Below are 10,708 nucleotides of genomic sequence, written 5' to 3'. Positions count from 1 at the left end.
GATAGATTTTTTTGGTTGAATGAGACGGGGACCTACGGTATAGACAACTTTCTTTTCGTCGGAAGCGTCGATTGGGTTTAAGGGAAAGCCTTTCAGCCATCCGGACCGTCATCCAAACCATAAGGCGGTAGGTATAAACATCAGCATTATGGTACAAGCAATGGCTGCGTTCGAGAAACCGAAAGCCCTTGGTATTGTTACAAAACTAGTCGATCGTGTTTATACAAAATTGTTATTGATGATATGGTTTGCTGTGCGTGGGGTCGCTCAACTGGTTTAGTGCGCCATGTAAATGACGAAATGAACGATACGATCCATCGATGGTTTAGAGAGATGATGAGCTGAAGGGCGAGATTGACTCTATTTATAATAGCCTTGAGAAACGTCAGGTTTAGGACAGCGATTTTATAAGCCTCTTACCGTTATTTGTTTAGGGAAAGTTGGATGGAGCTACCGGGTTTTAAAGGTTAACTGATTGATTTTTGTATTATTTATTATGCGCTATACCGTGATATTCACTACGCATGCTGCATGTATACCACTTGGAAACATCATTAGCTAAATCTCATAATTACTACTCTCTGTTGAATCCATATACTGATCAAATATCCAGAATAAATCGTTTCATCTGGGTCAAATGAGTGATATATTTTCACCCATAAACCCCTAGGAGGCGTTATGTCTGAATTCGATTTATTTGCTCAGGAACTGCTCGAAAAAGCAGAAGCTGAAGAAAAACAACAACAAGAGCGCGACAGGAAGCTGATTGATCGGGTACTTGAAATTTACGACCAGAAGTATGTCGCAGAACTGCTAAGAAAAATAGGTAAAAACGAGTGGAGTCGCGAAACTCTTAACCGCTGGATAAATGGCAAGTGTGAGCCAAAATCGCTCACCATGGCAGAAGAAGCGCTGTTACGGAAAATGCTGCCAGAGCAACCCGCTCATCATCCTAACTATGATTTCCGCTTTATTGATCTGTTTGCCGGTATTGGTGGTATACGTAAAGGATTCGAGGCCATCGGCGGGCAATGCGTTTTTACCAGCGAATGGAATAAAGAAGCGGTACGTACCTACAAAGCAAACTGGTACAACGATGAAGACGCACATACATTCAATCTGGATATCCGCGAAGTCACGCTAAGCGGAGAAGAAGGCATCTCAGAAGAGAAAGCCTACGCCCATATCGCTCAACACATCCCGGATCATGACGTCCTGCTGGCCGGTTTTCCCTGCCAGCCATTCAGTCTGGCGGGTGTAAGTAAGAAAAACTCTCTCGGACGTGCACATGGATTCGAATGTGAAGCGCAGGGCACTCTGTTTTTCGATGTTGCCCGCATAATCAAGGCTAAGCAACCAGCCATTTTTGTGCTGGAAAACGTGAAAAACCTTAAGAGCCATGACAAAGGCAAAACGTTTAAAGTTATTATGGATACCCTTGATGAATTAGGCTATGAAGTCGCTGATGCCAATATTACAGGGAAAGATGATCCTAAAATTATTGATGGTAAAAATTTCCTGCCACAACATCGTGAGCGTATTGTTCTGGTCGGATTCCGCCGTGATCTAAATATCCATCAGGGATTCACTTTAAAGGATATTCATAAATTCTACCCTGAGAAAAGACCAACATTTGGTCAGCTTCTGGACCCTGCGGTTGACAGTAAATATATCCTGAGCCCTAAGTTATGGGAGTATCTCTATAACTATGCTAAAAAGCATGCTGCCAAAGGTAATGGGTTCGGTTTTGGTCTGGTTGATCCGAATAATGAAAATAGCGTTGCGAGAACATTATCCGCTCGTTACCATAAAGATGGATCTGAAATTCTCATCGACAGAGGATGGGATAAAGAACTCGGCGAAATCGATTTCTCCAATCCAGTGAATCAGGAACAAAGACCAAGAAGACTGACGCCTCATGAATGCGCCAGATTGATGGGTTTTGAGCAACCCGGAGGCAAGCCATTCCGGATCCCCGTTTCCGATACCCAGGCCTATCGCCAGTTTGGGAATTCAGTGGTCGTTCCCGTTTTTGAAGCCGTGGCGAAACTTCTTCAACCTTATATTATTAAAGCCGCAGCTAACAAGGCGACAAATAAATAATATAAATAGATCCCCCGGAATTTATCCGGGGATAACAGTATAAAATTATTTAATCGACATACAATGATTTAGTTTCATTGATAAATGTATCTAAAGAAATAAGATATTCCCGGATAGCTTTCGGGTACTTATCATGAAGACTAATGGGTACAACCAACCTGACTCTTTCCTGCTGCATCTCCTGAAATTGAGCAACGGAAACACCTTCCTGAAGGGTAAAGAGGTAAATGTCCTGAATTCTATCCGCTTCATTTAATATTTGCCGCCAGCGATCTTTACAGGTCGTTTTTACTGCCAACATGCGAAGCTTCTGCTCAGGGAACGTCTCATCGTGATAAGCTTGCGCAGAGGGGAATAAAAAATCTGGCTTCTTATTTCCTTCTGTAACGGCCTGAGTCTCAAAAGTTTTCAGCCCATGCTCATTAAAAAGTTGTTCAAGATGCAGCTCAAGTGATTTACCGGCTCGTGATTTTCGTCTGTTGCTCACGGAATTCGCCAGTGCAATAAATTCATTAACGGAACCAAACCCAGACTGAACTATGCCCAGCACATGCATTTCCTCCACCAGTAGGAAAATTTCATACTCAACACGACGACGTTCAATCAGTTGCTTATCCGGACCTACGACATTTGGGGAATAGTGAGCTGCTGCATACTGGATAATTTCCTTACCTGAAGGGAAATTTGTTCTCCACTCCTCAGGAAGACGATACCCATTGGAAACTGGTTCTTTTAAGGCCAGACCGCCCAGAATCTCATTGGCGGGGCCATAGACCAACGATCCAGGAACAATTTCTCCGAGCGATGACTCAACGATATCTTCTTCTTCTGCGTCATGACACACCCAAATATCAACAAAATGGCTATCAGATCCCTGATGGTGATCAAACGCCAATAATGCCAGCGCCCCCGTATTCTCCGGGTCTTGCAGAGGATTCTTTCCTCCCCCCCATCGAGTGATACGCTTTTCATTTCGGGTCTTACCAAAGAAACGACCATTGTAATAAATGGCCCTAGCCTCGCTGTCCGGGCAGCTGTGCGAGGAGGTATGCGCATTCAGCCTTACGGACGGGTTAAGATCCCTTGTATGATTAATTGAAGGGAAAAGATGTCCAACAATGCCAGAGGGTATGTAAATGCCAACCTGATGTCCGCCCGTCGCACCGGTGTCGTTGGCTGACAAGCGCTTGATGAACATAAAGGTGTCACTGGTTGATTTATCTAACAGCCATGAATGTAGCCCCGACATCATCACTTCCTCGCTGTAAAAATATCGCTGATTTTTAGGCGGTTATCCTGCCACAGCTCTGCTTTAGTGAATACTCACTATGCCGTTTTATTTGATGTTGTTATTTTATTCATTCTCCTGGATTTAGCTCAGATTCCGGAAAACCTTATAAACCATTTCTGACCGTTTCTGATCTCTCGGCTAAGAGTTTTCAAGCTCAGTGGTTCGCAGGTCATGCGATCACAGACTAACTAATCGTGTGTATTGCTCGCTAAGGCCGCATGAATGTACCGGTGGATTATTACTAAGCGAATCGGAAAATCGATACTGGAAAAGCTCTAAAACGGTGGTTGAATTTAGTTGGCCACTGCAAAAAATGTACCTTCAGGATCTGGAGTACCTGCAGACCAATCATCTTTTATCTTTACTCGTCGGTATATCTTGCTCTTCATCGAACCACCTGCGATCTCATTCTCCATAAGTTGTCTGGACTGCCAAAAAAATCGTCTATAACATAGCCAGTTAGACTACATATGGAGATGTAAGCATGAGCACCAGAAGAGAGATTAAGGATGGGGCACTATTCGACGTTCTCGACAGAGGGATCGTCTACACCGAGGCGTTAGGTTGGCTTGATATGGGACATGCCCGTGGCAACGACGTGGCAACGCTCAAACGTCAATTCGTTGAAGGAGAGCGTAGCGGTAAGCCATCTTATTACGTCATGTATCGGCAAGATATGGGCGTCTTAAAATTCAAATCACGGCTCGGCGTCGGGAAGTTCTCTCACTGGGAAATTAAGCGTGGCCGGAGTACCGAAGACATAAACAGAATCATGCTAGCGATGATGATGAACACCGCATCCAGATTCGAAGGCCTGCAAAGCCTGCGTTCATTCTCCTGGTATACGGACAGCGGCTTTAGCGGTGAGGATTTGGTGTCTGACCTGTTCGGGTTCTATCGCGCAATTATTCCTGGCCGGTACGGTTATCGTCTCAAGCCTGTGAGCTATGATTCTGCCGTTCGCCGCTGGGATTACTACGGCGCTATCGGTTCCCATAAAAACCGTGGCTTCCGCCCGATTCTCTTTCCTGATCCACAGGACCAATGTGTGCGGCATCAGCCGTATACGGTCAATCTTCCGCATTTTATGACATGGCTTCGGCCGTGGGATGATTTCGCATCCGGAGTGGTGAAGGTCATTACAAACGATGGGACATCGCTCTCATTCATGGGGGCTAAGCTATGACAATCCTTTTAAAAGCCCTGAAGTGGTGTGCACTCTCGGTCGCCACAGTCTTTATCCTCGGATGGCTGTTTGTCTGGCTCGTGGCATCGGGTTCGGATGAAACGACGGTTTACATCGAAAATGACTTTTTCCATTACCACACGCTGACAGATAAGGATATTGAAAACGCCCCGCGTATCACGGACGACTACTATTTCGAGGCGCATCCCGGCGATGGCTATGCCCCTTCAAATAGCATCTTCTTTAAAGATGCTACAGGTGCAGCGCCGTTACGCGCGTATCTCGAAACGCTGGGATACACCAAGGAAAAGCGTCGCCTGGGGGAAAAGGAAATCTGGTCAAAACCCGATCAGGTAAAAGGGGACATTTTCTATCTGTACTTCAACGCCGCTACGGGTGAAGTTGAGCTAACCAAAGTGATGAATTACTGAACTCACTTACTCCGTGTCGATTAGCACCGCCTGATGATCATGCGGCGGTTTTTCGTAATATCCCATTCAGCCATGTCTCATCCCTGTCCGGGCGGTTATCCTGAGTCGCCCAATGCGAAGCTATCTCCATCCCCGGAATCGCCTTCAGCAACTCCTGCAACCCCTCTTCATCCAGGTCCGTAAACCGTCTTTCACCCTGAACGCGTTCACCGTTTCCATACTTAAAGGACACGTACCAGACGCCTCCAGGCTTAAGCGCATCCGCAAGCTTCTGCATCACTGCAGGCAACTCAGAAGAGGGGACATGCAGCAAAGATGCACAGCACCAGATCCCATCGTATTGCGCTTTAGCGTCGATCTCTGAAAATGTCGTCAGCTGCACGGGTAGCCCGGTATGTTGCCTTGCCAGCTCCACCATCGCGGAAGAGGCATCAAAAGCATCCACCTGATAACCCATCTCATGAAAGGCTTTTGCGTCCCGGCCTGAACCGCAGCCCGCATCAAGAACCCGGGCACCGTGAGGCAGATGTTGGGTAAAGGCCTCGTATAGCGGGGTCATATCGACATTGACCGTGCCATCGAAGAAATCCTGCGCGTGGTTCTGATAGTAGTGAAGTGTCATTAAAACGTTGCCTCGCCTTCCGCGTTGGGTTTCCAGGTATGGATAAGCTTGTCCAGCGCGGCCTGCCAGTTACGCTGAAGAAAGCTTCTCCGTGCTTCAGGACGCTGCCCTGTCTGTAGAACAATCGTCTCATGTAACGGCAGTTTGCTCTGAATAAAATACTCATTGCGGGTGTGTAACCGCTGCAGGAGCCTGAGCTCGGGAATGCGTGCCGATTTGCCTTCGGCGCCACGGTTACAACACCGACAGGCCAGCACTAAGTTCCATACGCCGTTAATATTGCTCACTTCATGGCGGGCAGCCCAGGGAATAAAGTGATCGACGTCCGCCAGTTCTGTGTCTCTCGGTACCAGACTGATGGGTTTGAAGCAGTAAAAACATCGTCCTTTCTGGTAACCATTCAGGCTGTCGCGACAGCTTGTGATGTCTACGCGACGTGCGTTCACCCTCGTGAACAACAGCTGATTATCTTCGTCGAACTCTACGCCCACAAGGTTACGCGATATCCCCATCGACCATGCCTGTTCCACCAGGTTCCAGCGGGCATTGGTTTCAAAAGCGAGGTTTTTATACTGCAGGCGTTCGCCCAGTTTAAAGAAGTTATCCGTCAGGCGGATCCCGTTGTTGGTTTTGCGCTCATCAAGGAAAAAATGTTTATCGATCTCGCCCTGGTTCACGTAGTGAAAGGCATCGATCACGTTGTTAAAGCCGAGGCGCACCGTTGCTTCAATGAGTTGGGCGTGGGTGATTTCACCTCTGTTGAACTTCAGACAGGTTTCCAGAAATTGGCTGCTACGGGAGGTGATCTGTTTTGGCGCGTGCTTCAGGTGCTCGCAAAGATAACGGCTGAACGGCACAGCAAGCTGGTCGAGCGTAATCAAATCGCTGCCCGTCTTATCCACTTCATACAACGCTGACGCCAGCGCGAATTTGTAAGATGCGACGTTCCTTCCAAAGAGGATCACACCACGCCAGTAGTTCTCAAGCGTCGGATCGGCCTGATAAAATTCCATCGATGAAGTCCTGTTACGGTTGGCTGGGCAGGGCGTTACTAAAACCTGTAACAGGATCACATAACAAAATCAGGGTGATGTAAATCGTTAATCTATCGGTTTGATGAATTTTTGAGAGATATGTGAGAAAGGTGTGGAGGCAACCGATGCGGCATTAGCGCCAGGTTTGCGAACGAACAGATATCTGGAGGAGGTGAGTTGAACAGGTTTCCAGCCGAAGCGTTGTCATTTCTCGAATTAAAATCCTATTTCCTGAATCCCCCTCGCAAATTCCAAATTTACCCCAAACCAAACCGCTGTATTAATATTCAGCTCTGTATAATGAGCACCAGAAATTACGCCGAACGGCAAAGGAAGTATCGAGGAATATTTAACGAAGAATTCGCGATATGAAGGTGCTGCAACACCCCCATACCGCTAACCACAAACAACTATGAAGGAGTTGAAAATGGCTGCGACGAATTTTAAGCCAGAGTTTACTGTTTGCAAAACAGAATCAGACGCTTTCACCGGCATGATTGAAAACCGCGAGCTGGTACGCAAAAACAGCGCCCGCCGTCTTCACGGCAACCAGCCCAACGCTGCGCCCGTCCATCCCCGCGCGGAAACGCCGCAAGACAGTGCCGCCTGCTGCGAACTGTATGCCCGCATAGACATGAAATACCTTCTCCTGGGCGGCGACTGGTTAACCCGCGCGGGCTTTATCAACGGTATGCCGGTGAAAATCCGCGCTATGAAAGACTGCATTGTGATTACGCCACAGCATACAAGAGAATTATGGGGATGCCTGGAAGGTATGAGCGTGGTGAATATAAATAAGCACAAAGTTGCGCAGTGGTTAAAAACGTTTCCGGGGGCGCTGAATGATACCGGCGATATACCGGCTGTTAAGCGTGGAACAGGGAAGGCGATGTCGGAGTAACCGTGCTTCCCATCTAATGTAAACCTTAAGTAATAAAACGGGCATGTCATCCCATGCCCGTTGTAAGTAAAAATCACTCGTGCTTAACCTGCTCTTTCACAGCTTTAACCAGCACAGCATGAAGTTCGCCGACGGTTAAATCGCGTATAACAGGTTCGGGTATGCCACGTAACCAGCGGATAAATCGACAGATGCCAAAAAAATCTATGCCTTCACCCGTAAACAGATACTCGTTCTCAGCAAGAGCGAACGTTTTCATATAGCCATCTTCTTCCGTGGCTAGTTGAACGCCAAAAGCTTCTTCGCAGTCTTCCAGTAGTTCTTCGCCATCAATACCGCAAATATGTAAATCGGCCTCAATCCAGGTATTGCTATCAATAGTTTTACGATATATCCCAGAGGACTCACGTACGACCTCAATAACTTGTGCGAGAGTAGGTTTCATTTATAGAATATTCCATATTCGTTGACTTCATTAGGCTATCTGGCACTTAACGGTTACCCGCTGTCGTTAATAGATGAAGTTGAGCACTGGTCAAGAAAGCATGATTATCTGTGTTAACCCATAAAAACTATGATTTGAAACCGGGTTTACCATTTGCCCTACGCCACTCCTTAACTTCTCTAACAATGCCTTCTGGACTATAATCTTTGCCCTCTTCAGGATAAAAAATCAGGTCAGAGCCTGCGGGGTGCTGGGTAAGCCGTTTAAATTCTCTAACCAATCGATTCTCGTCTTCCTCAGTTGGTGCGTCCGCATTGCAAATTTTGCGTACCAGTTCTAAAAATTCTTCTTCTGTGTAATCGCTTAACAGTCTCATATCATTCTCCCTTATGAATTTTGATGTGATGTTTTGGAGTGGTTATTCCCATATTATCAACGTCATACACCTTACCGCCCTGACTGATAGGTTGTATGTGATGAATTTCATAGCGTTCTCTTTTTCCAACCGAGTCAGGTGTACGTGTATAAGGGGCGTTTCCTTTACGCATACTTGCGCGGTTATTGCTGATAAATTGCTCCAGCAGTACCGGATCCCTCGACACCTCCAGCCAAAACGCCTTACGAAACTGGTCAAAGTCCGTAAATGTCTGCCCACGTAATCGATCCGCTATCTGGCTTGGAATAGGAGAACCATTCCCCGTATTCGCATCAGATAACCAAATGCCGCTAATCTTCTGTCCCTTGCCTGTGACCTGTCCGGGATTGTGGCGGATATAGACATAAATCGGCGGCACCCCGCCCACCGGCAGAATCAGAATATAATCCGCAAACGTCTTCTCTTCCGGTGTCGGGCTGGTCGTCGCACCAATCCCCGTATCCTCCGGCAGCGGGTCAACCACAACCGGGTTCGGTATCCGTACCGGGTTGTGATTGCCCGTATCCCACGGCTTACTGTCTCCGGTGCGGTCCGGTGTCCAGATGAGGGTGATACCGGGGTCTTCTTCGGTGGTAAAGGTGTACGCCTGACGTTGGCTATCCCACTCCATCCTGCGAACGCGCACGCTGTCTTTGCCCGGCGGCGTATGCCAGCCGCGCGGTGTCGGGTTGCCGCTGGCGTCGTTCTGCCAGGTGAAGCGAACGCGGGTAGGGGCTTCCCGCATCTGTTCGGCGCGCATCCTGTCGATAAAATCCTGCTCTCCGTCGTTCAGCTTGCCGGGATACATCCCTATCAGCAGCCCTGCGACAGGTGCACCAAGGCCTCCCGTCGCTATCTCACCAAGTGCAGCGCCGCGCACGGCCCATGTGCCGGAAGTGATGGTGCGCCCGCTAACCAGTGCGAGTTCGCTGGCATCGGCTATCGCGTTCCGCGCGGTCCAGGCCCTTTCTTCGGCTGCAACGGCAGCCTGATAGTCCATCTCCTCGTGATGCCCATTCCACCAGAGATAAAGCGCGCTGCGTTGCTTTGGTTTTGGGAGCACCTTACGCTTTGCCGCCTGGGCGTGTTGCAAGGCATTGTTGGGTATGGCCTGGTAAAACGCCATCTCGGCGAAGTTGGTGTGCGGCTCACTTCCGGTGCCTGCATCGTTACAGCCTTCACCGCGCAGGCACGATTTCGCAAAGACCCGGTTGCGATCGCGTTCTTCTGCTTGTCGCTGCGCTTCGGCCTCTTGCTCTTTTCGGCGTGCTGCGAGCATGGCCTGATGCTTTTCCTGTGCGATCTGTTCAGGAGAGGGACCGGAGCCGAGCCACTCTCCCGATGGGGCGATCACGCGGTTAGTTCCGTGCGGGCAGCCACAAATGACGACAGAACCATCGACGGCTGAGGTTTGTCCCATCCAGTTAACCCGAGGTTCGCCGTCTGCAACAACGCCCTGCTTGCCGCATTTAGGGCATGCCGTAGTTTTATCGCCAACGCGGATAACGCCGCGCCCGTGCTCGGTGCAGTTGGGCAGGGTGCTACAACATATTGCGCCGGTGGTCGTTCTGTCGCCGTGCAGCGCCTGACCGCGGCCGTAGTTCGTTGAACGGTAGCCCATGGCCTATTCTCCGGGCCAGGTTAAAAAATCCTCTTGAGGTGGAATACCTTCGCGAGTGACCAGATAAGTACTGCCGAGCGGTGTGCTGATAATCTCGTCATCGTTATCAAGCAGGCTGCCGACCAGCGCAACGCCGTATCCTTTCCACGTAAACGCGGTTCCTGATGAAGTCATAATCGTGGCGAGCGTACCATCCGGATAGGCCACACAATCCCCTTCGACAATCACGCTGGTGTAACTCCCATCGTCCATGAGCATTGTGGCTTCACGATCGACGGGAAGTACCATGCCGCCCATTCGGGTCTGGCTGCCAGCCGTGGCGATCCGCCAGATGGCGGTGACGGGATGTTGTCGATGAAAGGCTTCCTGTTCAGCAATAATGGCGCGCGCCTCCTCAGGCATGGCGGCCAGTTGTTCATCGGAAAAAGGCGAACGATCTATTTCCGCTTGTAACTCAGCGGTGAATTCATTGGTATAAAGCTGCATGACAATTCCTTGTAGGGGCAGAAGAGTAAATGCAGCAATGCTAGGCTTTAGCCTGTAAGGCGAATATACATAAAGTGGTTAATAAGTCGGGCTAAAATCCGAAATAAATATCCAGATTGATATTGGTCATCTTTTAAAGAAGGGATAGTAATGGTTCCTGTTAATAATAAATG

Annotated in this window: 11 protein-coding genes and 1 pseudogene; 5 read left to right on the top strand and 7 right to left on the bottom strand. The window is 48.7% G+C overall.

All coding sequences use genetic code 11. From position 1 onward, the window contains the following. Window positions 1-163: 163 nt before the first annotated feature. Window positions 164-395 (top strand): annotated as a pseudogene (locus APU11_RS29160) (hypothetical protein); the annotation flags it as partial. A 283-nt stretch (window positions 396-678) separates the two neighbouring features. Then, window positions 679-2,103, top strand: coding sequence for a DNA cytosine methyltransferase (locus tag APU11_RS07445; protein ID WP_058651154.1), 1,425 nt, complete (start codon window positions 679-681; stop codon window positions 2,101-2,103). A gap of 49 nt (window positions 2,104-2,152) precedes the next feature. Here APU11_RS07445 and APU11_RS07440 read toward each other — a convergent pair whose 3' ends face one another. Beyond that, the gene (locus APU11_RS07440; protein ID WP_058651153.1) at window positions 2,153-3,352 is read right to left on the bottom strand and encodes a type II restriction endonuclease; all 1,200 of its coding nucleotides are present in this window, start codon (window positions 3,350-3,352) and stop codon (window positions 2,153-2,155) included. 526 nt (window positions 3,353-3,878) lie between these two features. Here APU11_RS07440 and APU11_RS07435 point away from each other — a divergent pair. Together APU11_RS07435 and APU11_RS07430 are read left to right on the top strand one after the other, a co-directional pair. Then, window positions 3,879-4,580, top strand: coding sequence for a hypothetical protein (locus APU11_RS07435; RefSeq protein ID WP_058651152.1), 702 nt, complete (start codon window positions 3,879-3,881; stop codon window positions 4,578-4,580). Beyond that, complete coding sequence (locus APU11_RS07430) at window positions 4,577-5,011, top strand: hypothetical protein (protein ID WP_058651151.1); 435 nt, start codon at window positions 4,577-4,579, stop codon at window positions 5,009-5,011. The genes APU11_RS07435 and APU11_RS07430 overlap by 4 nt, the downstream gene beginning before the upstream one ends. Before the next feature lie 37 nt (window positions 5,012-5,048). Here APU11_RS07430 and APU11_RS07425 read toward each other — a convergent pair whose 3' ends face one another. Then, entirely contained in the window at window positions 5,049-5,633 is a 585-nt protein-coding gene (locus APU11_RS07425; protein ID WP_058651150.1) for a class I SAM-dependent methyltransferase, read from the bottom strand. Continuing rightward, window positions 5,633-6,646, bottom strand: a complete 1,014-nt coding sequence (locus tag APU11_RS07420) for an HNH endonuclease domain-containing protein (RefSeq protein WP_058651149.1) — start codon at window positions 6,644-6,646, stop codon at window positions 5,633-5,635. Before APU11_RS07420 ends, APU11_RS07425 begins: the two co-directional genes overlap by 1 nt. A gap of 448 nt (window positions 6,647-7,094) precedes the next feature. Here APU11_RS07420 and APU11_RS26630 point away from each other — a divergent pair, with 448 nt between their 5' ends. Beyond that, entirely contained in the window at window positions 7,095-7,568 is a 474-nt protein-coding gene (locus APU11_RS26630) for a SymE family type I addiction module toxin (protein WP_072200376.1), read from the top strand. Window positions 7,569-7,641: 73 nt separating this feature from the next. Here APU11_RS26630 and APU11_RS07410 read toward each other — a convergent pair whose 3' ends face one another. From APU11_RS07410 to APU11_RS07395, 4 genes are all read right to left on the bottom strand, one after another. Further along, window positions 7,642-8,013 (bottom strand): hypothetical protein, encoded by a 372-nt coding sequence (locus APU11_RS07410; RefSeq protein ID WP_058651148.1) that lies wholly within the window; start codon window positions 8,011-8,013, stop codon window positions 7,642-7,644. 127 nt (window positions 8,014-8,140) lie between these two features. Then, window positions 8,141-8,389, bottom strand: coding sequence for a bacteriocin immunity protein (locus APU11_RS07405; protein ID WP_040117168.1), 249 nt, complete (start codon window positions 8,387-8,389; stop codon window positions 8,141-8,143). A 1-nt stretch (window position 8,390) separates the two neighbouring features. Continuing rightward, window positions 8,391-10,049, bottom strand: a complete 1,659-nt coding sequence (locus APU11_RS07400; protein ID WP_058651147.1) for an S-type pyocin domain-containing protein — start codon at window positions 10,047-10,049, stop codon at window positions 8,391-8,393. A 3-nt stretch (window positions 10,050-10,052) separates the two neighbouring features. Beyond that, on the bottom strand, window positions 10,053-10,535 hold the full coding sequence (locus APU11_RS07395; protein WP_058651146.1) for a hypothetical protein: 483 nt from the start codon (window positions 10,533-10,535) through the stop codon (window positions 10,053-10,055). Window positions 10,536-10,708 lie beyond the last annotated feature (173 nt).

The organism is Enterobacter sp. 50793107 (assembly GCF_001463365.1).
Taxonomy (GTDB): Bacteria; Pseudomonadota; Gammaproteobacteria; order Enterobacterales; family Enterobacteriaceae; genus Enterobacter; species Enterobacter cloacae.
Note: the sequence above shows the minus strand (reverse complement) of the source record. Positions and strands in the feature narration are given on the sequence as shown.

Excerpts from the sequence above, each read along its gene's own strand:
- APU11_RS07445 (WP_058651154.1), top strand. The coding sequence starts at position 679 with ATGTCTGAATTCGATTTATTTGCTCAGGAACTGCTCGAAAAAGCAGAA.
- APU11_RS07440 (WP_058651153.1), bottom strand. The coding sequence starts at position 3,352 with ATGTCGGGGCTACATTCATGGCTGTTAGATAAATCAACCAGTGACACC.
- APU11_RS07435 (WP_058651152.1), top strand. The coding sequence starts at position 3,879 with ATGAGCACCAGAAGAGAGATTAAGGATGGGGCACTATTCGACGTTCTC.
- APU11_RS07430 (WP_058651151.1), top strand. The coding sequence starts at position 4,577 with ATGACAATCCTTTTAAAAGCCCTGAAGTGGTGTGCACTCTCGGTCGCC.
- APU11_RS07425 (WP_058651150.1), bottom strand. The coding sequence starts at position 5,633 with ATGACACTTCACTACTATCAGAACCACGCGCAGGATTTCTTCGATGGC.
- APU11_RS07420 (WP_058651149.1), bottom strand. The coding sequence starts at position 6,646 with ATGGAATTTTATCAGGCCGATCCGACGCTTGAGAACTACTGGCGTGGT.
- APU11_RS26630 (WP_072200376.1), top strand. The coding sequence starts at position 7,095 with ATGGCTGCGACGAATTTTAAGCCAGAGTTTACTGTTTGCAAAACAGAA.
- APU11_RS07410 (WP_058651148.1), bottom strand. The coding sequence starts at position 8,013 with ATGAAACCTACTCTCGCACAAGTTATTGAGGTCGTACGTGAGTCCTCT.
- APU11_RS07405 (WP_040117168.1), bottom strand. The coding sequence starts at position 8,389 with ATGAGACTGTTAAGCGATTACACAGAAGAAGAATTTTTAGAACTGGTA.
- APU11_RS07400 (WP_058651147.1), bottom strand. The coding sequence starts at position 10,049 with ATGGGCTACCGTTCAACGAACTACGGCCGCGGTCAGGCGCTGCACGGC.
- APU11_RS07395 (WP_058651146.1), bottom strand. The coding sequence starts at position 10,535 with ATGCAGCTTTATACCAATGAATTCACCGCTGAGTTACAAGCGGAAATA.